Source organism: Pseudomonas sp. TE3899, assembly GCF_056279105.1.
Genome location: NZ_JBWBQR010000001.1, coordinates 1,890,631 through 1,913,862 on the forward strand (window position 1 = coordinate 1,890,631; position 23,232 = coordinate 1,913,862).

The 23,232-nt window shown below is 64.0% G+C and carries 22 protein-coding genes; 3 read left to right on the forward strand and 19 right to left on the reverse strand.

Annotated features, from left to right (window positions below):
• Positions 1 to 21: 21 nt before the first annotated feature.
• From ACZ89E_RS08370 to gspG, 10 genes are all read right to left on the reverse strand, one after another.
• The gene (locus ACZ89E_RS08370; protein ID WP_476255348.1) at positions 22 to 2,277 is read right to left on the reverse strand and encodes a xanthine dehydrogenase family protein molybdopterin-binding subunit; all 2,256 of its coding nucleotides are present in this window, start codon (positions 2,275 to 2,277) and stop codon (positions 22 to 24) included.
• Entirely contained in the window at positions 2,274 to 2,738 is a 465-nt protein-coding gene (locus ACZ89E_RS08375) for a (2Fe-2S)-binding protein (protein WP_149658222.1), read from the reverse strand. Before ACZ89E_RS08375 ends, ACZ89E_RS08370 begins: the two co-directional genes overlap by 4 nt.
• On the reverse strand, positions 2,735 to 4,003 hold the full coding sequence (locus ACZ89E_RS08380) for a cytochrome c (RefSeq protein ID WP_476255349.1): 1,269 nt from the start codon (positions 4,001 to 4,003) through the stop codon (positions 2,735 to 2,737). Before ACZ89E_RS08380 ends, ACZ89E_RS08375 begins: the two co-directional genes overlap by 4 nt.
• A gap of 199 nt (positions 4,004 to 4,202) precedes the next feature.
• Positions 4,203 to 5,414: a type II secretion system inner membrane protein GspF gene (gene gspF / locus ACZ89E_RS08385; RefSeq protein WP_476255350.1), complete on the reverse strand. Its 1,212-nt coding sequence runs from the start codon at positions 5,412 to 5,414 to the stop codon at positions 4,203 to 4,205.
• Positions 5,414 to 6,832 (reverse strand): type II secretion system ATPase GspE, encoded by a 1,419-nt coding sequence (gene gspE, locus ACZ89E_RS08390; RefSeq protein WP_476255351.1) that lies wholly within the window; start codon positions 6,830 to 6,832, stop codon positions 5,414 to 5,416. The genes gspF and gspE overlap by 1 nt, the downstream gene beginning before the upstream one ends.
• Before the next feature lie 175 nt (positions 6,833 to 7,007).
• Positions 7,008 to 9,386, reverse strand: coding sequence for a type II secretion system secretin GspD (gspD, locus tag ACZ89E_RS08395; protein WP_476255352.1), 2,379 nt, complete (start codon positions 9,384 to 9,386; stop codon positions 7,008 to 7,010).
• Positions 9,383 to 9,907, reverse strand: coding sequence for a type II secretion system protein GspM (gspM, locus tag ACZ89E_RS08400; RefSeq protein WP_476255353.1), 525 nt, complete (start codon positions 9,905 to 9,907; stop codon positions 9,383 to 9,385). Before gspM ends, gspD begins: the two co-directional genes overlap by 4 nt.
• Positions 9,900 to 11,066, reverse strand: a complete 1,167-nt coding sequence (gene gspL / locus ACZ89E_RS08405) for a type II secretion system protein GspL (protein WP_476255354.1) — start codon at positions 11,064 to 11,066, stop codon at positions 9,900 to 9,902. Before gspL ends, gspM begins: the two co-directional genes overlap by 8 nt.
• On the reverse strand, positions 11,063 to 12,040 hold the full coding sequence (gene gspK / locus ACZ89E_RS08410; protein WP_476255355.1) for a type II secretion system minor pseudopilin GspK: 978 nt from the start codon (positions 12,038 to 12,040) through the stop codon (positions 11,063 to 11,065). Before gspK ends, gspL begins: the two co-directional genes overlap by 4 nt.
• A gap of 7 nt (positions 12,041 to 12,047) precedes the next feature.
• Positions 12,048 to 12,506: a type II secretion system major pseudopilin GspG gene (gene gspG, locus ACZ89E_RS08415; protein ID WP_149658230.1), complete on the reverse strand. Its 459-nt coding sequence runs from the start codon at positions 12,504 to 12,506 to the stop codon at positions 12,048 to 12,050.
• A 147-nt stretch (positions 12,507 to 12,653) separates the two neighbouring features.
• Between gspG and gspI the strand changes: the two genes are divergently transcribed.
• Positions 12,654 to 13,034: a type II secretion system minor pseudopilin GspI gene (gspI, locus tag ACZ89E_RS08420; RefSeq protein ID WP_149658231.1), complete on the forward strand. Its 381-nt coding sequence runs from the start codon at positions 12,654 to 12,656 to the stop codon at positions 13,032 to 13,034.
• A 1-nt stretch (position 13,035) separates the two neighbouring features.
• Here gspI and ACZ89E_RS08425 read toward each other — a convergent pair whose 3' ends face one another.
• Positions 13,036 to 13,467: a type II secretion system protein N gene (locus tag ACZ89E_RS08425; protein ID WP_476255356.1), complete on the reverse strand. Its 432-nt coding sequence runs from the start codon at positions 13,465 to 13,467 to the stop codon at positions 13,036 to 13,038.
• Positions 13,468 to 13,587: 120 nt separating this feature from the next.
• Between ACZ89E_RS08425 and gspH the strand changes: the two genes are divergently transcribed.
• Together gspH and ACZ89E_RS08435 are read left to right on the forward strand one after the other, a co-directional pair.
• Positions 13,588 to 14,028 (forward strand): type II secretion system minor pseudopilin GspH, encoded by a 441-nt coding sequence (gspH, locus tag ACZ89E_RS08430; RefSeq protein WP_476255357.1) that lies wholly within the window; start codon positions 13,588 to 13,590, stop codon positions 14,026 to 14,028.
• A complete protein-coding gene (locus ACZ89E_RS08435) occupies positions 14,025 to 14,633 on the forward strand; it encodes a prepilin-type N-terminal cleavage/methylation domain-containing protein (RefSeq protein WP_476255358.1) in 609 nt (202 codons plus the stop codon). Before gspH ends, ACZ89E_RS08435 begins: the two co-directional genes overlap by 4 nt.
• A 100-nt stretch (positions 14,634 to 14,733) precedes the next feature.
• Here the strand turns inward: ACZ89E_RS08435 and ACZ89E_RS08440 are convergent, their stop codons facing one another.
• The 8 genes from ACZ89E_RS08440 to ACZ89E_RS08475 all read right to left on the reverse strand — a co-directional run bounded on the left by ACZ89E_RS08440 (position 14,734) and on the right by ACZ89E_RS08475 (position 23,221).
• Complete coding sequence (locus ACZ89E_RS08440) at positions 14,734 to 15,714, reverse strand: LysR family transcriptional regulator (RefSeq protein ID WP_149658235.1); 981 nt, start codon at positions 15,712 to 15,714, stop codon at positions 14,734 to 14,736.
• A 761-nt stretch (positions 15,715 to 16,475) separates the two neighbouring features.
• On the reverse strand, positions 16,476 to 17,396 hold the full coding sequence (locus ACZ89E_RS08445; protein ID WP_463260491.1) for a peptidylprolyl isomerase: 921 nt from the start codon (positions 17,394 to 17,396) through the stop codon (positions 16,476 to 16,478).
• Positions 17,393 to 17,872, reverse strand: coding sequence for a YbjN domain-containing protein (locus ACZ89E_RS08450; protein WP_149658237.1), 480 nt, complete (start codon positions 17,870 to 17,872; stop codon positions 17,393 to 17,395). Before ACZ89E_RS08450 ends, ACZ89E_RS08445 begins: the two co-directional genes overlap by 4 nt.
• Before the next feature lie 17 nt (positions 17,873 to 17,889).
• Complete coding sequence (locus ACZ89E_RS08455) at positions 17,890 to 18,519, reverse strand: DNA repair protein (protein WP_149658238.1); 630 nt, start codon at positions 18,517 to 18,519, stop codon at positions 17,890 to 17,892.
• A 17-nt stretch (positions 18,520 to 18,536) separates the two neighbouring features.
• Positions 18,537 to 20,237, reverse strand: coding sequence for a putative porin (locus ACZ89E_RS08460; protein WP_476255359.1), 1,701 nt, complete (start codon positions 20,235 to 20,237; stop codon positions 18,537 to 18,539).
• Positions 20,238 to 20,277: 40 nt separating this feature from the next.
• Entirely contained in the window at positions 20,278 to 20,982 is a 705-nt protein-coding gene (locus tag ACZ89E_RS08465) for an energy transducer TonB family protein (protein ID WP_476255360.1), read from the reverse strand.
• A 2-nt stretch (positions 20,983 to 20,984) separates the two neighbouring features.
• Positions 20,985 to 21,410, reverse strand: coding sequence for an ExbD/TolR family protein (locus ACZ89E_RS08470; RefSeq protein WP_149658241.1), 426 nt, complete (start codon positions 21,408 to 21,410; stop codon positions 20,985 to 20,987).
• An 11-nt stretch (positions 21,411 to 21,421) separates the two neighbouring features.
• Positions 21,422 to 23,221, reverse strand: coding sequence for a DUF2341 domain-containing protein (locus ACZ89E_RS08475; protein ID WP_476255361.1), 1,800 nt, complete (start codon positions 23,219 to 23,221; stop codon positions 21,422 to 21,424).
• Between the last annotated feature and the right edge of the window lie 11 nt (positions 23,222 to 23,232).

The window sequence follows — 23,232 nt, forward strand, 5'->3', positions numbered from 1 at the left end:
CGCAACCCTCTTGCAGGGGGGTTATGCGCGCAGTACTTCGTGCCAACCCTTGCGGGCCAAAGGCAAGTGCAGCAAACGCTGGCCCGTGGCGTCGGCCATGGCGTTGCCGAGCGCCGCCGCCATCGGTCCTTGCACAATTTCCGCCGCCCCGAGAAAGGCCTCACCCGGCTGATCGAGCAAATGCACATCGACCTGACGCGGCAGCGCCGGGAAACGGATGATCGGGTAACCGCTCCAGTCGTAGCTGCGCACACCTTGCGGATCGTATTCCACCTGCTCATACAGGGTCCAACTGGCCGACTGGATGATCCCGCCTTCGACCTGATTGCGCAGGCCATCCGGGCTGACGATTTGTCCCACATCCACCGCCGTCACCACCCGGTCGATCACCACTTCACCGGTCTGGCGCTGCACGTGCAACTGCACGGCAATGGCGCAGTAACCCATGATGTTCTTGTAGCGGGCGAAGGCGAAGCCGATGCCACTCCCCGGCCCGGGTGCCTTGTGGGGCCAGGCGAATGCCTGTGCCACTCGCTTGATCACAGCCTGGGCCCGGGGATCGGTCAAATGCTGCAAGCGAAATTGCAGCGGATCCTGCCCCGATCGCGCCGCCAGTTCATCCATCGCCGCTTCGATGGCAAACACATTGATGTGCGCGCCCAGGGAGCGCATGGCCGATGTTCTGAAGGGCATCTGCAGCAGGAAGTTCATGTTGATCTGGCTGTTGGGGATGTCGTAGAGCGGTACTGCGTTGCGATCGCCATCGCCTTCCGGTTGGGCGATGGGCACCGAGGGTGCCGGGGCAAAGGGTTTGGCCAACAGCCACGCCGGCAGTAGTCGCCCGGCGTTGACGATGCGTTCATTGTGGGGCGTGGTCCAGAGTTCGTAGCTCCAGTTCTGCAACTTGCCGCTGGCGTCCAGCCCGGCTTCAAGTTCGGTCAGCATCGCCGAGCTGTAGGGTTCCCAGAGGTTTTCCTGCTCGCGCATCCATTGCACCCGCACCGGTTTACCCGGCACGGCCATGGCGATCAACGCGGCGTCGGCAGCGGCATCGTCGGCGCCGTTATGCCCGTAGCAACCGGCGCCCTCGACATGGATGCAGCGAACCTTTTCCGGGGCCAGGCCCAGCAGTTGCGCAATACCGGCGCGCAACGGGTAAACGCCCTGAGTGTGAGTCCAGACCGTCAACCCGCCGGCCTCGAACAGCGCCACCGCACAGGACGGACCAATAGAGCCGTGCATCAGGTATTGCTTGGTCACCCGCGCCTTGTACACCGGCCCGGACGCCTGAGTGACCGCGCCTTTGTTGCTCACCGGATAACGCCGTGACGGCAACTGGGTCAGCAACTCGTGGATGTGTTGCGAGTCCGGCAGCGGATTGCCCTCGGTCCAGCGTGCACTGGCGTAGCCGGAACGCATGGCCTTGATCGCCTGCCATTCATCCTGGGCGACCACTGCGAGGTAGCTGCCATTGCGCAGCAGTTTCACCACTCCCGGCATCTGCTCGATGGCGCCCTGATCGATGTCCAGTAACTGGCTGCCCCGACGCGGCGGGCGAATCACCCGTGCGTGCAACATGCCGGGCAGGCGCATGTCCTGCACGTAACTGGCACCGCCGCTGACCTTGCCCGGAATATCGAGACGCGGCAGCGAATGGCCGATCTGGGTGAACTGATCCGCAGCCTTGAGCGGCGAACTGGCCACCGCGTAACGGTGTAATTGCACGCCCGCAACGGCCTGCACATAGCTCATCGACTGCCCGCCAGCACCGTGGATCACGGCATCGCGGGTGCGCAGTGTGCTCACCTCCTGCTGCCACTGTCGCGCCGCCGACTCCAGCAGCAATTGACGCACTTGAGCCGCCGCGTTGAACAGCGCCGTGCCACTGTCGAAGATCGAGTGGCTGCCCGCCGTATACCCTTCGTTCGGCGTCAGCGCCGTGTCCGCGGTGAGAAAGCGAATCGACGCCGGCACAACCTCCAGCCGTTCGGCCGCAATCTGCAACAGCGCGGTCTTGACCCCGGTACCCAGTTCGACCTTGCCGGTGTAGACCGTGATGCCGTCCTGGGCATCGATACGAATCCAGGCATCCAGATACGGATTGGTCCTGAGGCTGCCCGGCAGATCCGGCGCCAGCACGGTGGTGCCCAGGGTATCGACCTCGGTGTCGGCAAAGGCGTGGCGAGCCCCCGGCACCAGGGCGAAACCCACCACCAGCGCCCCGTTGATGAGGAAGGAACGGCGACTCGGATCAAAAGCATCCGCCGGGTTTTTCATGGTTTCACCTCACTGGCGACGACGGCTTTGATCGCCGCGAGAATCCGCACATGGGTGCCGCAACGGCACAGGTTGGGCGCCATGTGCTCGCGAATCTGCTGCTCGTCCGGTGTGGGGTTTACTTCCAGCAAAGCCTGGGCGCGCATGATCATCCCGGCGATGCAGTAACCGCACTGTGCCGCTTGCTGATCGATAAAGGCTTTTTGCAGCGGGCCGGGTTCATCGGCACTGCCCAGGCTTTCGACCGTGCGCACCGGTTTCCCCGTCGCGACAATCGCTGGCACCAGACACGAGAACACCGGTTTGTCACCGAGCATCACCGTGCAGGCGCCGCACTGCCCGAGGCCGCAGCCATATTTGGCGCCATTGAGTTGCAGATGATTGCGCAGCGCGTAGAGCAGCGGCATGTCCGGGTCGATGTCCAGATGATGATCGGCACCGTTGACGTTCAGGGTAATCATTTCGGTTGGCCTTCGCTGCGAATGGTGGTGACGGTTTTGCCCAGATCGGCCCAAGGCCGGTTCGCACAGCTTTGCCCGCGCAAGTACTGCGCGAGGGCCACCAGATGAGCATCGTCCAGGCTGTCGGCGAATGCGGGCATGTAATGGCTGGTGGTGCCCGTGGACAAGGGAATGCCTTCGAGCACGGTCTTGATCAGGTTGCGCGGATCGTCCGCCTGCAACGCCGAGGTCATCGCCAGGCCGGGCCGGCTATCGACCGCGCGCATCGGTGCGCCGGCACCGTGGCAACTGGCACAGGCGCCGGCAAAGATTGCGGCGCCTGCACTGGCCTGTGGCGCTTCTGGCTTCAGGGTTTGGCACGGCTGCGGCGCCTCGGCAGTGCGTTGCACACTCAACAGGTAATCGGCGATGGCCTTGACGTCGTCGACCGGGACTTGCGCCAGGCTCAAACTCACCGGCAGCATCGGCCCCGCCGCACCACCATGTTCGCTGGCGACCTCGCCACGCAGGTAGGCGACCAGTTGTGTCTGGTTCCAGGGGTTCGCGGCCGTCGCCATGCCATTGAGGGGCGGTGCATGCCAGCCATCGACGAGGCCGCCGTTGAGCAGCTCGCTGCCCTTCTCGCCACCTATCAAATTGAGCGGCGAATGGCAGGAGGAGCAATGCCCGGCGCCGTCCACCAGGTAACGTCCACGGTTCCATGCAGGTGATTGCGCCGGATCATCCCGGGGCGGGTCGCCGTGCAGGAACAGCAGATTCCAGAACGACACCAAGGGCCGGAAATTCATCGGGAACATCATGTGATTGTCCGGCGCCACCGCGTGCACCGGATCGACGCTCATGAGAAAGGCATAGGCATCGGCGATGTCTTGATCGGTCATCTTACGGTAATGCACGTAGGGGAATGCCGGGTAGAGAAAATGCCCATCCCGGGCAATGCCTTTGCGCATCGCCCGGGTGAAAGCGGATTCGGACCACAGGCCAATGCCGGTGTCACGATCCGGGGTGATGTTGGTGGTGTACAACGTGCCGAACGGCGTTACCAGCGGCAACCCGCCAGCCATGTACGCGCCGCCGGGGCGCGTGTGGCAGACGGCACAATCGCCCTGCTCCACCACCCGAGCGCCTCGGCTGGCACTGAGCTTGTCGCTGACGGCGGGTTGCGTCAGCGGGGCAATGGCGGGCCGCCACATCATCACGCCACAAAACACCAGCCCGGCGACCACCACCAACAGTCCTGCGCCATAAAGCGTCTTGCGCTCCATCGTCTTCCCCTTGCGTCGTGTGCTTGTGCGATACGGCCTGGCGAGCACGTTACGCAACGCTCGCCCATGGCGAAATCGGGCCGCGGCGCAACACAGCATTGCGCCGTGCGCAACAGGCCTATTTCAAAGCAGGCAGGCAAAGGGTGAATCTAGGGAGTGAAGCGCGGGTTGTCTTGTACAGCCGTGCTCATCGAGCGCGTTACTGCACCAGTTGGTTGATCTCGATGATCGGCAACAACACCGCCATCACAATCACCAGCACCACCGCGCCCATGACCACGATCATCAAGGGTTCGAGCAACGCGGTCATGCCCATGGCCCGGCGCTCGATGTCCCGGGACAGGGTTTGCGCGGCGCGTTCGAGCATCGGTGGCAGCGAGCCGGTTTTCTCGCCGCTGGCGATCAGGTGGATCAGCACCGGCGGGAAGACTTTCTCGACGCGCAACGCCGCCGCCAGGTTGACCCCTTCGCGAACCTTGGCCGTGGCATCGTTGACACTCAGGCTCAGGCGGTCGTTGGACAGGGTCTGGCGCGCCGCTTCCAGCGCCCGCAACAATGGCACCCCGGCACCGCCGAGAATCGCCAGGGTCGAGGCGAACCGCGCGGTGTTCAACCCCAACACAAAACGCCCGAACAATGGCAAGCGCAGGATGCGGCTGTGCCAGTTCAATCGCGCCTGCGGGTTGCGCAAATACAAGCGCCAGCCCCAGAAGCTGCCGGCCATGACGCTGAAACACAACCAGCCCCAACCCCGAATAAAGTCACTGGCATTGAGCATCGCCAGGGTCAGCCCCGGCAGGTCCTGACGGGCCTGGGAAAACGCGCTGACCACCTGCGGCACCACGTAGCTGAGGAGAAAGATCACGATGGCGATCGACACCAGCCCGACCACCCCGGGATAGATGAATGCGGTGAGGATCTTGCCCCGCAGGTTGTTGCGTTCTTCGATGTAGTCGGCCAACCGTTCCATGACCTGGGCCAGGTCGCCGGACTCTTCCCCCGCCGCAATCAATGCGCGGTAGATTTCCGGAAAGTCCCGGGGCCGCGCGGCCAACGCCTCGGCCAGGCGCATGCCGCTGCGCACATCGGCACGCACCGCGCTCAGGGTCTGGGCGATGTGTGTTTTTTCCGCTTGCTCCACCGTGGCGCTCAACGCCGCCTCCAGCGGCAGGCTGGCGCCGAGCAGGCTTGCCAGTTGCCGGGTGGCCCAGGCCAGGTCGTTGTCCGAGAGCTTGGCGCTGAACATTCCACCGCCCGACCCGGCCGGCGTGTTGTTTTCGATTTGCACCAGCAACGCGGTCAGGCCGCGACTGCGCAACACACCGAACGCCGCGCTCTGGCTGTCGGCTTCCAGGTGCCCGACCTCGATCTTGCCCGTGGCGTCGGCGGCTTCAAAACGGTAGCGATTCATCAGGCGTCCCGTGTAACACGAAGGATTTCTTCCGGCGCGGTGGCGCCGCTGCTCACCCAGCGTTCGCCGTCCTCGCGCATGCTGAACATGCCCGCCTCACGGGCCGCCGCCCGCAGCGCCTGTTCGCCCGCGCCCTGGTGGATCAGCGTGCGGATGTCGTCGTCGATGCAGAACAACTCATGAATGCCGGTACGGCCGCTGTAGCCGGTGTGGTTGCAGGCTGCGCAACCGACCGGTCGCCAGGTGCCCGGGGTGGCCGGGTCTTCCTGTTTGCAGTGATTGCACAGGCGTCGGACCAAACGTTGCGCCAACACCCCAAGCATCGACGACGCCAGCAGAAACGGCTCGACGCCCATGTCGATCAAACGGTTGACCGCCGACACTGCATCGTTGGTGTGCAGCGTCGCCAGCACCAGGTGCCCGGTGAGCGAGGCCTGCACCGCGATTTGCGCGGTTTCGAGGTCGCGGATTTCACCGATCATGATGATGTCCGGGTCCTGGCGCAGGATGGCGCGCAAGGCCAGGGCAAAGGTCATGTCGATCTTGGCGTTGACCTGGATCTGGCTGATGCCCGGCAAGTCGTATTCCACCGGGTCTTCGACAGTGAGGATGTTGCTGGTGCTGGCGTCCAGCCGTGCCAGCGCCGCATAGAGGCTGGTGGTTTTGCCGCTGCCCGTGGGCCCGGTCACCAGCACGATGCCGTGGGGCTGGCGGATCAAGGTGTCGAGTTTGGCCAGTACCTTCGGGTCCATGCCGAGGGTTTCCAGTTGCAGGCGCCCGGCCTGTTTGTCGAGCAGGCGCATGACCACGCGCTCGCCGTGACCGGTGGGCACCGTGGACACGCGAATATCAATCGGCCGCCCGGCCACGCGCAAGGCGATACGGCCGTCCTGGGGCAGGCGTTTTTCGGCGATGTCGAGTTGCGCCATGATCTTGATCCGCGACACCAGCGCCCCGTGCAACGCCTTGCGCGGCGACACCACGTCGCGCAGGGTGCCGTCGACCCGGTAGCGCACCACCGAATGGCTTTCGTAGGGTTCGATGTGAATGTCGCTGGCCTCGTCCCGCGCCGCCTGGGTGAGCAAGGCGTTGATCATGCGGATCACCGGCGCGCCGTCCTGGGTGTCCAGCAGGTCGGTAATTTCCGGGATGTCCTGCATCAGCCGATCCAGATCGACCTCATTCTCCGCCGCCCCGACCACCGCCGCCGCGCTGCCGGTGTCGGCGTAGGCACTGGCGAGCAAGCCGTCGAGCTCTTCATCGCGCACCCGCTCCAACCGCGCCGGGCCGAACTGCCGATGCACTTCGCTGATCGACCAGCCTGGCGTCGAAGGGCACACCGTCAACACCGCGCCGTCGTCGGCATTGCGCAGCAGGATGCGTTGGGCCTTGGCCCAGGCGTAGGGCAAGGCACTCATGGTGAATGCCCCTCTATCCTTGTGGCGAGGGGGCTTGCCCCCGTTGGGCTGCGAAGCGGCCCCAAATCCCGCCCCCCCATTTCTCCTGATACACCGCAGGCATGGGTATTGCGGCTGCTGCGAAGCCGAACGGGGGCAAGCCCCCTCGCCACATAAAGTCCCTTCACCACGGGGATCATTGCACTGTCCCTGCGCCAGTCGGCACCGCCCGAATCGTCGCCCTTGGTTGTGTACTCACCGCCGGCACGCCTTGGGCCGCCGCTGGTAATTGCGGCGCTTGCATGTCCGGCATCGCCCAGCTGCGTTCCGGTTGCAGCCCGCCCTGGGCGCGGCGCATGAAGTCGTAGCGGTTGAGGGTGATGGCGCGCCCGGCGCCACTGTCGCGAATGATGTACGGGCGCAGGAACACCATCAGGTTGGTCTTGGTGGTCGCCCGGCGTTCGTTGCGAAACAGCGCGCCCAGCCCCGGGATGCTCGATAGCCACGGCACCGCGTCATTGCTCTGGCTGTAACCGTCTTGCAGCAAGCCGCCGAGGACCATGATCTGCCCGTCATCGAGCAGGATGCTGGTGTCGATCGCCCGTTTGTTAGTGACGATGCCCGCGGCGGTCACGCTGTTGGAGGCGCGCTCGTCGATGCTGCTGACTTCCTGATAGATATCGAGCTTGACCGTGCCGCCCTCGGAAATTTGCGGGCGCACGTTGAGCTTCAAGCCGACCTCTTCCCGGGTCACGGTCTGGAATGGGTTGTTGCTGGTGCCGCCACCACCGGTCACGTAACTGCCGCTGACAAACGGAATGGTCTGCCCGACGAAAATGCTCGCCGCTTCGTTGTCCAGGGTCAGCAGGTTCGGCGTCGACAGCACATTGGTGCCGCCCTTGCTCTTGAGCGCATGGGCCAGCACTTTCAAGTCCATGACCTTGCCGATGCCGGGGATGTCGACGGTGCCATTGAGGAAGCCGACGCTCAAGCCCGCGGGCAACACGTCGACGCTGGTCTTGCCGCCGGCCTTGAAGCCGCTGCCCCCCAGGTTCGCCCCGCCAATCACCCCGTTGCCGGCCAGGTTGCCGGTCTGCCACTGCACGCCAAATTCATTGGCATCGTCTTCGCCGACTTCGACGATCAGGCTTTCGATCACCACTTGGGCGCGACGCTGGTCGAGCATGTCGATGACTTCCCGCAGGTTGCGGTACAGCGGGTCCGGCGCGGAAATCAGCAAGGTGTTGGTGGTCGCGTCCGCCTGGATGGTCACGCCGCCAGCGCTGAAAGCGACGCTCTGGTCGGCCTGCTGAGCACCGCTTTGAGTGCCCGAACTGCTGGCGCCCTGGGCGTAACCGTTGCCCCCGCTGGTGCTGGTGCCGGAGGTCGAGGTCTGGCTGGTGTTGCCCTGGCTCTGGCCGTTCTGCCCACCACTGGCATTGTCGCCGCCCATGGCACTGAGCACCGAACGCGCGGAGTCGCTGCCGCCGCTGTCGCTTTCCCCGGTGAGCAAACCGCGCAGGGCCTGGGCCAGTTTCGCCGCCTGGGCATTGCGCAGGTACACCACGTGCAGGTTGCTCGGGTTGCTTTGGGCGTTGTCGAGTTTGTAGATCAGGTTGCGCGCCAGCTCCGTGCGCTCCGGGCTGCCGGCGCGAATGATGATCGCGTTGGAGCGCGGGTCGCCGATCACCGAGATCTTCTGGGTCGGGTCGTTGCCCGGTTGCTCCAACAGTTCCGAGACCATGCCGGCGATGTCCACCGCGATGCCGTTCTGGATCTGCACCACATCGGTGTCGATGGCGCTCGGGGTGTCGATGCCTTCGATGATCTGCGCCACCCGCGTCAGGTTCTCGGCGTAGTCGGTGATCACGATGGTGTTGTTGCCGGGGTAGGCGTTGATCGGGTTGTTCGGCGAGACGATCGGGCGCAGCACCGGGATCAGGTTCACCGCGTTTTCATATTGCAGGCGAAAGGTGCGGGTGAGCATGCCGTTGCCGGCCGGTTTGTCGGCTCTGTAGATCGGCCCGCCGAGTAATTTGGCATCGGCCTCCGGCACCACCTGGGCGACGCCGCCGACATCGACCACGCTGAAGCCCTGCATGCGCAAGGCCGCCAGCAGCATGTCATAGGCCTGACGGGCCGGGACCTGGCCTTCGGACACGAGGGTCAGGTTGCCCTTGACCCGAGGGTCGACCAGAAACTGCTGCCCGGTGGAACGGGACAATGCCCGCACCACGGCTTGAATGTCGGCCTCGACGAAGTTCAAGGTGACCGGCTGATCCCCCAGCGGATTGCCCGGCAGCGTACTCCCGCGACTGGCCGCGCCGCTGCGGCCAGGATTGGAGATTTTGTGCTGTGGGCGCGGTTGCTGTTCGATCTGCGTCTGGGCCCGTTGCCGATCCACCAGTGCATCACCGCTGCGCTGGGTGTTGGCCAGGGGTCGGCCGAGCTCACTGTCCACCAGCAAGGGCGGCGGATTCGGTCCGGTATTGCTGCACGCTCCCAACGCCAGCAACAGAAACGGCGCAGCGCTGCGGGCCGACTTGCGTACATAGTTGGAACCTGACCACTTCATGAAGCTTCCTTAGCGCCCAGCGCCTGATCCATGCGAACGGTTCCCGACAGAGTGCCTGCCGTGTCATCGGTCGTGGCCTCGCCTCCACGCTGCAAACGAGCCTCGACCACTTCAAGAGAAAACTGCCTCGGGTTGCCCACCAGCCAACCGATCACCGCATCGGCCGGGGCGTCTTCGAACGTCAACTGCCAGCCCGCGTCCAGTGCCTGCAACTGGTAGCGCCCGGCCAGGCCCCCGGCATCGAGCGCCTGGTGCAGAGACTGTTCCAGGCTCTGCCCGGCCGGCGCCGTGGCGACTTCGCGCAGCAACTGCTCCAGCGCTTCGTTCTGCGAGCGCAGCTTGGGGGTCTCGACCTGCCAGGCCTCGATTTTTTTCAGCGGCGGCTGGATCAGCAGCAGCCAGGTCAACAGGCCGCCGAGTACCAGCGCCGTGCCCGCGACCATGCGTTTTTCCCGCAGGGCCAGGGCTTGCCAAAACACCTGTGATCGAGCACGGAACAGCCTCAGCGATTGCTTATTCATCGTCGGCTCCAGTGCGGGTGTCATCTTCACTGGCGGTTGATTCGATGGCCGGACTCAACGTCCAACCCTGATCAGTCGCGTGGACCGCAATGCCAGCCTGGGTCAGTGCGGTTTGCCAGGTCTTGTCGGACGTGTTGCGCCGCGCATCCTCCAGCAGCGTCAGTTGCAGCTCACCGTTTTCGAACACCAGGCTTTGCACGCTGCCGGCCATGAACGGCATGCCGCTGCCCGCTTGCAGGACCAGGCTGGCGAAACGCTGGGTGGCGTCGGTCGCCGCATTGGCCTGGCGCGCGGTCAGTTGCTGGCGAGCCTGTTGCAGCGGGTTGAGAATCACCGGCAACTCGGGAAACGCCTGTTTCACCCGCTGCGTCATCTGCGCCTTCAGCTGTTGCCCCTGCGCCGCTTCACGGGCGGCGTACAGGTTCAGACCCAGAACCCAGACCGCCAGCGCCACCGCGCAAAACGCCGCCGCCCTGCCCCAACCCGCTTGACTGGTGCTGCGTTGCTGCACACCGCCGTGCAGGCCCCAACCGGGCAACGGGCCGGTCCAGCGTTGCGTCTCGGGCAAACGGTTGGCCATTCCTTCCGGTGCTGCGCCCCCAAGCCACTGCAAACCGCTGCCGGCTTCCAGCAACAGATCGCTCAGGGCGTCGTCGAAATGCGGATGCACCACGGCATGCTCCAGGCTATGGCGCACCAGCAAATGCTCCTCGTAGAGCCCCGCGCTGTTGACCGGCAACCCATAGGCGGCCGGGTACACCCCGCGCAGGGTCAAGCGCGCCAGGCGCAGCAACTGGCCGAATTCGCTCAACCATTGCCGCGACAACCAGGCGATATGCACCCGGCCCTGGGCATCACGCGGGCTGTGGGCGATGTGCATCTGCTCGCAGGCACCAAGGATCAGCGACTGCGCCGCGCACTGCACCGCCGCCGCGGTTTTCGCCGGAGGCAGCAGCGGCAGCTCGATACTCGCCAGCAGGCTGTCCCGGGGATGCAGGAAAAACGCGATGGCCGGGGTTTTACCGTTGCCGCCCAGTTGCAGCAACGTGCTCTGCCCCTCGGCCGTGACCTGACCCTGGCGATCCATCCGGGTGAAGGTCACGACGCTGTCGAGGGTCAATTGCGCCAAGGGCGGCAAGGCAACGCGCAACTGGCTCATACGCCCACCCGCGACCAGATCACCTGGGGCAAACGGTCTTCGGTTCGGCGCAACAACGCGTCGAGGCTGACCCGCTGACGGTCGTTGCGTGCCTGGCCACGCAGCCGGAACCAGTCGCTGGTGATGCCGACCTTGATCGTCGTCAACTCCAGTTCAGGCATGCGCAGGCGATTGACGAAGTCCCCGCGATTGATAAACCACTGCCCGCCATCGCGCTCGGCGACCAGGGCCTGGGCCCGTTCGATCGACAGCCCCGGCACATACGCCGCCAACACCTGGGCGCTGGCGGTGTTGCCGTTGAGCCAGGTATTGGCCGGCAGAATGGTGATAAAGGGGCTGATCTTGGCCAGCAGCGTCTCGGTAACGCCCTCGACACCGCGCAAATCCTCGACGCTGCGCAACATCGGGCGCTTGGCCGCTTCGGGTTTGCGCACGGCATTCGGTGAGGTGGCGCGACCGCTGTTGAGGCCGCTGCTGGCCGGGGCTTTGTCGGCCAATCCGGGATTGAGTAGTCGCGGATACGCCGCGATGACCCGTTGGCTGATGCGCTGGCTCAAGGTCGAGTTGACCCCGATCAGTTCGCACAAACGCTGGAAGTTGCGCAGTTGCTCGTCATCGATCCGTTCGTTGGCGATCAGGTTGCGCAGGTTGAACTTGCCCTGCTCGTCTTCCAGGTGGCCGTCGAAGGTGCGGGTCGCAATCTTCGTGACGATGGGTTGGGCCCAAGGCTGATCCCGTCGGGTCAGCGGATCACGCTGGCGCGCATCCCGCAGCAACTGGCGGCTGATTTCGATCCCGCCATCGAGCACCCAGGCGCCCTGGACCCGCGCCTGTTCGGCTTCCAGGCTGCGGGTGAACACGGTCTGGCGCGTCAGCATGCCCCCGGCGATCACCGCCACCACCGCCGCGATCAGCAAGGCGCTGATGATCGCCATGCCGCGCTGCTTCGCTGCTGTCAGCGAATAGGCTTTCATGCCGGCCTTACAGCTGCCAGGAGCCGATATCGGCATTCACGCCGTCGCCATCAGGCTGGCCGTCGGCGCCGAGGGAAAAGATGTCGACTTCACCGTTGGCGCCCGGATTCAAGTAGTTGTAAGGCCGGCCCCACGGGTCATTCGGCAGGCGTTCCAGGTACGAGCGCCAATTGCTGTTTTTCGCGTCCGCCGGGCGCTCCACCAGCACCTTCAGGCCCTGGGTCATGTTCGGGTAAGTGCCGTGATCGAGGCGATACAGCTTGAGCGCCTGCATCAAGCCGCCAATGTCCTGTTTGGCGGCGGTGGCCCGAGCCTGATCCGGACGGTCCAGAACCTTGGGCACCACCATGGCGGCGAGAATCCCGAGGATGACCACCACGACCATGATCTCGATCAAGGTGAAACCGCCCTGCCCATGATGTCGACGGCGGCTGGTTCTGGAGGCTTTGCAGTGCGCGATATCCATCTCGTCATTCCCTGGCTTGATTCGATTCGACGCGCAGTGTTGCAAGAAGATATGTCAGTGACGTTGAAAATCCTCGGGAGCTTTGGTCGTCAAGCGGTCAAGCCCGGGGGCTTAGCCTCGACGCTCTCCCATCTGCCCGAGTGCCCGATGCGCCGCCCTCCCCGACAAGCCGGTTTTACCCTGATCGAAGTGCTGGTGGCCCTGGCGATCATTGCCGTGGCGATGTCTGCCGCCGTGCGCGTGGCCGGGCTGATGACCCAGAGCAACGGCCTGCTGCGCGACCGCTCGATTGCCTTGCTGGCGGCGCAGAGTCGCCTCGCCGAGCTACGCCTTGAGGGGCGCTTGCCTTCGGGAATGCGGGCGGTTGAGTGTGATCAAGGGCGATTGTTGCTGCGCTGCGAACAGGTTATCGGCAGTGCGCAGAATGGGCGGTTGTTGCAGGTCGGGTTGCAGGTGTTCGATCGCAGCCGCGAAGCGCCGCCGTTGGCGCGGCTCGATACCTTGTTGAGCCGGCCAGGGGGGAAATGATCTATCGCTTCAGCAAATCCGGCAAAAACGGCGAATCGGGCAATTTGCTGAGTTCTATGCGGCTTTTCTCTGCGCCCCGCTCGATCACCACCGCATCCCCTTCGATGGCGACGACTTTGACCCCATGACTGAGGCTTTCCCCGACCAGAAAACTGCGCGGGGCCCCGCCATTGAGGCTCAGAATCGCCACCGCCCCGCGACGGCCGGCCATCACGCCGCTGACCTTGATTTCGACCGCTGCCGGCTGGTTGGAAAACCACTGCAACGCCGGGTTGTCGCTGCGGGCCGCGAGCTGTTGCGGGGCAATGTCCGGGGTCCGCGACTCGGCGGAGGTCAGCAGCAACGATGACCAGGTGACGACGCCAGCCAACGCAGCGAGCAAGGCGATCGATTGAACCAGTTGCGGCGCGCTGAACCGTTCGGTGAATGACATGGGCTGAATCTCCTTTTAGTCCCTGCCCCGAGCCTACAGCGCAATGTTCACGTTTTTATTTCACACACTCATCATCTTCACCGTGCACGATGAAAATCGACGCAAAGGAGCGCGCAGCGGATGAAAGGCTTCAAACAACACGGCTTTACCCTGATCGAGTTGATGGTGGTGCTGGTGATCATCGGCATCGCCAGCGCGGCGATCAGTCTGAGCATCAAGCCCGACCCGCTGCACCTGTTGCGCAAGGATGCCGCGCGCGTGGCGCAGTTGCTGCAAGTGGCCCAGGCCGAAGCCCGGGCCGATGGGCGGCCGATTACCTGGCGCGCGGATGCCAAGGGTTTTCGCTTCAGTCGGCGCAATGACAGCGGCCAGGGGGTTGATCACTTCAGCAATGATCCGCAGCTAAAGCCCCGGCCTTGGGAGACACCAGGAATGCAGGTGCGGCAAAAGATCGTGCTGAACGCGGAGTGGATCAACCCGCCGTTGCAACTGACCTTGTCTGATGGCCTCAACAGCATCGCCGTGCAACGCAGCGCCGCCGGCCAGGTGAGCGTGCAATGAAAGCCCAACAAGGTTTTACCCTGATCGAAGTGATGGTCGCGATCATGCTGATGGCGGTGGTCAGCCTGATTGCCTGGCGCGGGCTCGACAGCGTGACCCGCGCCGATGCGCACTTGCAGGCCAGCACCGAGCAGACGCAGGTGCTGCTGCGGGCGCTGAACCAGATGGAGCGGGACGTTGCATTGCGCGCCGGCATCGAGCTGGCGGAACCGGTGCGGCCGGGCAACGAAGATGAACCGGTCAACGCCCCGCCCGTGCTGACCGTGCGCAGCTCTGAAGGCAAAGGCTTTCGCCTGGATGTGATTCGCGCGTCAGCCGATGGCAACGGTGAGGTGCAACGGGTGCGCTGGTGGCTCAAGGGCGACGTGCTGTACCGGGCGATTGCCCCGGCGCGCAGCCAATACCCGTTGCCTGCACCGACGGATGGGGTGGCGGTGCTGAATGACGTCAGCGACGCCACGTTGCGCGTCTGGGAGGCGGACAAGGGCTGGCGCAAGTTGAGCGGCAATCGCAAGGAAAACCCCATGGGCCTGGAGATCAGCCTGACCCGCAAGACACCGCAAGGGGTGGAGAAATATCGGCAGGTGATGGGGCCGCTGGATTGACATGCCCCCTGTAGGAGCAAGGCTTGCCCGCGATAGCGATCTCACGGACGCCATCGCGGGCAAGCCTTGCTCCTACGGGTCGATGCGCGACAGGATGGATTTACGTCTCAAACCACTCCCGCCGCTCGGCGAAGGTGTTGCGGATCAGTTGCGCCAGCATCTGCACTTCGGTCACGTGCGCGGACTCGGCATTCACCGCCAGCCACACCTGATGTTGCATCGGCTCGCTGAACAACCCCGGCAACGCGACGAGGCTGCGATCGTAGCGGCTCATGTAACCGGGCAGCAGGCCGATGCAGGCGCTGCAGCGGATCATGTCCAGCATCAGCTCGTAGGATTGCAACTTCACCACCCCGGCCAGGCGTTGTTCCACCAACTCGTTCCAGGGCCGGAAACTGTCGATCTGCAGATCGTGCTGACGTTGCACCAACATGAAATCCGCCAGGTCATCGACGCTGGCCGGCCGGGCCGTGACCCGGGAATAACGCTTGGCGATGTGCGGCAGGTAGGTCAGTTGGGCGAGGTGCTGCGGCTCATGGGTCACGAACGTCGGCCCCGGTTCCGGCGACACCCCGGCGGCCAGCCACAGCACCACATCGGCGCTGATGGTTTGCAGGGCGAGTTCGCTGTCCAGGGAGATGATTTCCAGGCGGATGCTGGCGTTGCGACGCAGCAGCGACACCAGGTCGCGGCCGAGGATGTCATGCAGCAGCGACTCGGCTACGGCGAGGCGGATGGAGCGCTGTTCCACCACTGGTAACTTGCGTTCGTGCGCCAGCGCGGCCAATTGCGCGTGCAACTGCTGGCCTTCGCGGCTGAGGGTCAGGGCACTGCCCTGGAAGCTGAACAGTGACCGCTGCAAGCGCTCCTCCAGTTGCGCCAGTTGCTTGCGCAGCAGGGTCGCCCGCACATTGAGGCTGCGCGCCGCCTGCATGAAACAGCCGCACCGGGCACTGACCATGAAGTATTGCGCCACCTCATCCTCGATCCCGGCGGCCAGTGCCAGCCAGGATTCAGTTTGATGCGTCGGCGCGCGGTAATCGTTAGCGCCCTGGCGTGCTGCGGTTTCTGTGAATGACATCGATGACTCCCTGTCGATCTTTGTGTGATTGCGTTTCCACTGTAGGAGCGAGGCTTGCCCGCGAAGGCGTCGGTTCAGCCAACATCTCTACTGAATGTGATGGCCTCTTCGCGGGCAAGCCTCGCTCCTACATTGGATCGGTGTGTTCACCCTTTCTGTGTCCTTCCCCGATCCCTGTAGGAGCGAGGCTTGCCCGCGAAAGCGTCGGTTCAGCCAACATCTCCACCGAATGTGACGGCCTCTTCGCGGGCAAGCCTTGCTCCTACATTGGATCGGTGGTGTTCACCCTTTCTGTGTCCCTCCACGATCCCTGTAGGAGCGAGGCTTGCCCGCGAAAGCGTCGGTCCGGCCAGCATCTCTACTGAATGTGATGGCCTCTTCGCGGGCAAGCCTCGCTCCTACATTGGATCGGTGGTGTTCACCCTTTCTGTGACCCTCCACGATCCCTGTAGGAGCGAGGCTTGCCCGCGAAAGCGTCGGTTCAGCCAACATCTCTACTGAATGTGATGGCCTCTTCGCGGGCAAGCCTTGCTCCTACATTGGATCGGTGTGTTCACCCTTTCTGTGGCCCTTCACGAACCCTGTAGGAGCGAGGCTTGCCCGCGAAGGCGTCGGTTCAGCCAACATCTCCACCGAATGTGATGGCCTCTTCGCGGGCAAGCCTCGCTCCTACATTGGATTGGTATTGTTCACCCTTTCTATACGCGATTCCTGTAGGAGCGAGGCTTGCCCGCGAAGGCGTCCTGACCAGCACCGCGTATCTAAAGCTTCTCCTCCAGCACTGTGTTCAGCACCGCGCCGTCGATGCTCAGCGTCGCGGTGTTGAGCATGCCTTCCAGGTAGGCCTTGGCGATCTGTTCCTGACGCTGGGCGCGCAGGGCCTGGGTCAAACGCTCACGCAGTTCGTCCAGGGTCGCAACGCGGGCCGGTTGTTGTTCGGTGAGTTTGATCACATGGAAACCCGCCGCACTTTGCACCGGGTCGGACACGGCGCCGACCTTGAGTCGCGACACCGCGCCGCGCACCTCGGGCACCAATTGCTGCAAGGGTTGCAGCCCGGTATCACTGACGCCGCCCGGCCCCGCCAACGCCGCAAACTCCCCCGGTGCAGCCTGGGCTTTTTTGCTCAGGTCCAGCGCCTGTTTGCGCACGCTTTCAAGGTTCTGCGGATCATTCACCGCCAGGAAAATCTGGCTGACCCGATACATTACCGGCATCACCCACTCCGACTTGCCCGCCTCGTACGCCTGCTGCAACTCGGCGGCACTCGGGTAATCCGCCGGCACCTGGCTGACCGACTGCAAATAGTCACGAAAGACAATCTGCTCGGTGGCCGCGCGCGTCTGTTGTTCCACCTCCGGGCGCTGCCGCCAGCCTTGGGCGTCGGCCTGTTCGAGCACCGCTTTTTCCGCCAACCGCGAGCGAATCCAGCTTTCCAGTGCCCCGCGATTACCGCGCAGTTGCTCGCGAACCTCAGGCGCCACGGTGGCGAGCAATGCCTTCAACTCATCGGGGCTGACCCGTTGATTGCCCAGCCGCGCCACGGCGGCCCCCTCCCCACTCACCGATGGTGCCGGCTGAGGAGCCGCCACCGGGTCATTCCCCGGTCGCAGCCCCAACGCAACAGCCACCACCAGCACAGTCAGCGCACCGACGCCGACCACTGCCGTTCGTTTTTTCACAGGGCTGGAACCTCTTGCGCCGGGGTCTCGGTGGTTTCAGCCTGGGCCTGCAATTGCGCAGCGTTCTGGCTGTATTCACGCAGGTAAACGATAAATTCCTGCAACAGGCGATCCCACAATTCCAGGTTGCCCTTCAGGTGATCGGCGCTGACACCGGCGGCCACCACCACGTCCATTTCCATCACCAGGAACTCGCCCTGCACCGACAACCGGGCAAAGCGGCGCGACGCGTTCCACAATTCCGCCAACCCGGCTGGCAACTCACCCTGCACGCGCAAGGCGCAGCTGAAGGTGAAATCGACGTAGTTGCCCGCCTCCGGCGCCACGTTGCCGAACCGCACGGCGTAGCCGATGCCCTGGCTGGCGCTGAGCAGTTGCACGATGCCGTTCTGTTCGGTCTGGTTGACCCGGTAACCGGCGGCTTGCAGCACGTCAGTCAGGGATTGCGGCGAGACGTGGCTGATCAATTGAGTCATGTGGTTCATCCTTGGGTTTAGTGAGCGAGCGCCGCTTGGGGCGCGTCGTATTGCGTCTTGTAGAGTTCGTCGCCGAAGCCCTGGGCCAGTTCTTCGAACTTGACCCGGGCGCTGCCGGCGAACGGTTGGCGAATCTTCATCACCTCGGCGACGTCGATTTTTTCGTAGGCCGCAAGCATCTCCTTGGCCACGCCGTACATCTGCTGATTCTTGACTGAACATTGCTGCACTTGTGTGTCACGTTCAGCCAATTGCGTCTGGAGCTTGGACCGTTCTGCCTCTTTAGCCCGGGCCATCACCAGCAACTCCTCATACGCTTTCTTGAACTTGCCGGTCTGCTCGCTGCTGGCCGCCACTTGCGCCTGGGCCTGGCTTTGCAGGCTGCTTTGCTGGCCGGCCAGTTGTTCGGCGAGACCTTTGGCCTTGGCCAGTTCGGCGGTCAGTTGCTTGATCTGCGCCTGGGCCGCTTTCGCCTCGCCCTGGGCCGCCAGTTGCGCGGCGCTGGCCTGGGCCTGTTGGCTCTGCAGGGTTTGCAGTTGCTGGGTGGTGCTGCGCAACTGAGTGCGCAAGCGCTCTTCCATGCCTTCGGCGCTCGCGCCCTGGGCGATCAGCAACCCCAGGGTCAGCAGCGCAAATAGTGATTTCATGAAGCTCTCCCGGCGCCCTAGAAGCGCGTGTTGATTTCAAGCTGCAAGACATCGATATCGAACGGCGCGCCGTACACCGCTTCGGAACTCAACCAGCGACCGGTGGCGTAGACGTTCTTGGCCAGGCCATAGTTGCCACCGAGGAAGTAGCCCTTGGCATTGGTCCCACCCAGGTGAAACGAAGAATCGTTGAAGCCGTCGGGCAAGGCGTCCGGTTCGATGTATTTGTAGCCGGCAAAGAAATTCCAGTCGCCCTGCTTCTTCAACTCCAACGCGTTGCCGAGGGTGAATTGCACCAGCCACGCATCGGCGCCGCTTTCGATGTTGCCGCTGCTGTCGAGGTTGTTGACGATCTGCCCGGCCGAACGCTTGCGCATCTCGCCTTCGTCGTAGCCGAGGTTGTGGATGTAGTTGCCCTGGCTGCGCAACTTGAAGTCCTGTGGCAGGTCGGCGTCCCACACCAGGTTCAGGTCCAGCAGGTTGAATTCCGAGGCCAGGCCGACGAATTGCGGCTGTGGCGTGGCGACCGGGTTGAGCGGGTTCGGGGTGATGTCGCGCAGCAGGAACACGCTGTTGCCCTTCTGCATGAAGGCCGAGCGGCTGCCGTCGGTGTCGCAACCCGGCGCACCGGCCCAGGGTTCGCACGGGCTGGAGCGTTGGCCTTCGATGTCGTCGAAGCGGTAATAAGCCAGGGCGCCCTTGAGCCGGTTGTCGCTGTTGATCGCCCACTTGGCGCCGATCTGCGCGCCGTACAGCCACTTGTTGTCGCTGTCTTCCTTGTCCAGGCCATTACTGCTGCTGGTGTCGTTGGTGTACTCCACCGGGAACGCGCCGACGGTGCCGAACACGCCCCAGTCGCGGCTGAGCTTGTGGTCGAAAATCGCCGCAATGCCGTCGAAGTTCAGGTCGTTGGAATACAGCATGTCGGTGGAGAAAAACGGGTTGGCGATGCGTCCGCCGGTCAACGTCACGTCCTGCGTCGCCTGCCAGGTCAGGTAACCCTGATCGAGCCAGATGTCTTTCTTGCCGAAGCCGCCGCCCAGGGTTTGCGTGGTCGACACCGGGTTGTTGTCCGAGCCGGTGGCGATGCGGATGCCGGCGGTCCAGTCCGGCGCCAGCACCGCTTTCATGCCCAGCCGTGCGCGCAGGCGGAACAGGTTCTCGCGGTCTTCGCGGGTGTTGAGTAACGGCGGCAGGTTACTGCTGCTGTTGGGGTTCACGTCATACGGGCCGTTGTTGTTGAGTTTGGCGAAGTCGACGATTTCGTTGCTGTTGGTGCCGGAGTAGTAACGCGATTCGTCCCGCAGGCGAATGTCGCCGTCGAAGCTGATGCGCGAGACCCAGTCCGGGAAGGTGTTGGGCTGGGCCCAGTTTTCCTGCTTGGCGGTGGCCATGACCTCGGCCTTGACCTGGTCGCGGATCTGATCCCGCACGGCGGCCGGTACGTATTGCACCCGCACATCCCCCGGCGCCGCGACGGGACCGGCCGCCACCACCGCCGGCGTACTTGCCGCCTGCCGGGCCTGGGCCGCTTCATTCTGGGCCTGGGCGATCAGCGCGTCGGCCTTGTCCTGCTTCAAAATGCCCTGCTCCACCAGCAAGCGGATCAGATTGATCGTGGCGTTTTCCGAGGGCGCAGGGGCTGCCGCCGCGTGCCCGACCAGGGTCGCAATGACCATGCCGACCGCCAGGGACAATCGATTCACGTTGGAAATCATCTGCACACAACTCCTTTTGGCAAACTTTCAAGTAAGGGGGTTAACCCGGACGCCGCCCTTGCAGGGACAGGCGCACAGGTAAAGTCATGGAGGCCGGAGGCCGTTCGCTCAGGTGCGGCGCGTTGCGCAGGGCCGCGAGTACTTGGGTGTCGATCTCGGGTTTGCCGCTGGACTTGACCAGCTCGACCCGGGTGATTTCGCCGACGCTGCTCAGCCACACATCGGCCTGCAGCGAAAACGCGAGGTTTCGCAGGTCCGGGTTCTCCCGCAGCAAGCGCTGGAAGGTGAAGGCCAGAAACTGGCTGTAGGTGCCATTGCCCACGCGTCCGCCACCGGCCCCGGCCATGCCGCCGCCCTTGCCCGCGCCGATGTTGAAGCCGTCGTTGCCGGACTGCGCATCGCCGTCCATTTGCATCGGGTTGGCCAAATCATCCGCCGGGGATGGCGGCGCCTCTTCTTCCGGCTTGACCTCTTCGGGCTCGGGTGTCGGTTCGGGCTCGACCATTTTTTCTTCGACCGGCGTCTGCGGCTCTGGGGGTTTTTCCGGTGGCGGAGGTGGCGGTGGCGGCAACGGAATGATCGTCGGCACCTTCGGCGCTTCCCGGCGGATGCCGCTCATGTCGTTGGCCCACTGCCACAGGAACCACGCCGCGACGGCGCCGAGCAGCAGCCCGGCGCCCCACTTGACGAAACGCACGGGCGACGGCTTCACCGGCAACGGTTTGAAGGGTTGTTGTGCGGTCATGGTCAGCCCTGGCTCGGTTTGCCGGTGACGAGACCGACCTGGGACAGTTCCAGACGCCGCAACAGGTCCAGCACCTCGATGACTTTCTGGTACTGCACCTGGGCGTCGCCGCGCACGATCACCGGGAAGTCCGGGCTCTGAGCCTTCTCGATGCGCAGGCGATCTTCCAGCTCAGCCAAGGTCACCGGGTAGGCATCGAGGAACACCTGGCCGCCATCGTTGACCGATATCGCCTTGGTCTTGGCTTCGGACAACGACACCGAGGCGCTGGCCTTGGGCAGGTTGATCTGGATACCCGAGACCTGGGCGGTGGCGGTGAGGATGAACATCACTAGCACCACCATCAGCACGTCCACCAGCGGCGTGATGTTGATCGTGTCCACCGCTGCATCGTCTTCGTCGTCGTGGGAGGCATTTACGGAAGCCATTTTTTTGCTCCTCAGGCCGGGACGGACGCGTTGGTGTGGTTGCCACGGCGATGGGCCGCTTCACTGAACTGGCTCTCGCCGTGCATCTCCGCCAGGCGGGTGATGAACTCATCGACGAACACGCGCATGTCGGCGCTGACTTCCTTGTTGCGGGTGATCAGGCGGTTGTAGCCGAACAGCGCCGGGATCGCGACGAACAGGCCCATGGCCGTGGCGAGCAACGCGGCGGCCATGCCGGGGGCGATGGCGTTGATATTCACGTCACCGGCCATCGCCGTGCCGAGGAACACCACCATGATCCCCAGCACGGTGCCGAGCAGGCCGATGTAAGGGCCGCCGGCAATCGCATTGGACAGGGTCGAGAGTTTCGAGCTGAGGGCCTGGTTCTCGCGGGTGCGCACGCCGTCCATGGAGCAGCGGATCGCTTCGATGGTTGCGGCGGACACCGACGAGGTATCGGCGCCCTGCTCGCGGCGGGTGCGGATTTCTTTCACGGCGACCAGGTACAAACGCCACAGCGAGGAATGCTGCAAGCGCTGAGCGAGTTCCTGGTCGTCGGCGAACATTTCCAGGCGTGTGCCGACCTTGGCGAACTGCTCGCGAAAGCCTTCGTTGGCGGCGCTGACGCGGCTGACCATGCGGTTCTTGCGGATCATGATCACCCACGACTGGAACATCATCAGCACCAGCACGGCGATGATTACCCAAGCGTCCAGCGGCACGGCGTTAAGCAGGAAACCGAGGCTGCCGAAGCCGTACCCGGACTGTTCTTCATCGACGCCGTAGGCCACCAGTTTCGATTCGGCGCCTTGAGAGTTGGCGTCGGCCAGCAGCAGTGCGGCTGGACGGGCGACCTTGGACAAGCGCAGTTCATCCATCGCGCCAGCGAACGGCAAGTAGGCGCTGGCAGACAGGTCGGCGCCGATGGCCATGACCGAGTTGAACGCCGGCATCGCCACCGGGAGGCTCGCGGTTTCGCGACCGTTGACGTACAGCGCGATTTTGCTGCCTTCAGCGCTCAGTGCCAGGTGCTGCCATTGGCCGGGGTTCAGCGGTTGCGTTGATACCGCACGTTGACCGTCGACTTCTACAAACGGCATGCCCTGGTTCAACCCCAGCAGCAGGCTGTTGGCGCCTTCACGTCGGGCGAGAACCAGTTGCTCGCCATTGGCCTGATCCAGTCTCAACCAGGCACTGAAGGTGAACGCGCTGCCGGCGTTGTGTTGCAGCGATGGACTGCCCGGCAGCAGCAGCGGTTGGCCGCTGAACTGCAAGGCGCGGCCGATCACGCCGTCGATGCTCGCGCCGGTGGCGCTCTGCGCCGTGTTGCCGTAGGCCGTGGTGTCCTTGGCCGGCAAGCCGTTGGCGCCGTCGAAGTGGTAGAGCGCGGTGTAATTCGGGTCGAACGTCAGTTGGCCGTTGCCGGTGGCCGGGGCTTTCTGGTTGCCGTAGTACATCCAGATGTCCTGGCGCTGCCCGCCCTCGACTTTCGGCACATCGACCCAGATCAGCGCCATGCCCATCAGCGGGTCGAAGCTTTCGATCTGGTGGTTGAGCACGGTCTTGTCATCGGCGGCGACGAAGCGCAGGTCCGAGCCGTCCTCCTTGACCCCGTCAAAAGTGAAATTGCCGGTGTGCAGGCGCACCAGCAGCGCCGTGCGGCCCAGGGTTTCGTTGATCGCCGCGCCTTGCGGCGTGGTGTCCACGGCAATCTGCTTGCGGTAATGCCAGTCGTCCTGCCACCAGGCCTGGGCGGTGGCCGGGAGCACGAAGCCCAGGCAGATCAGGAAAGCGATGAATAAGCGCTGCATGAAAATGCTCC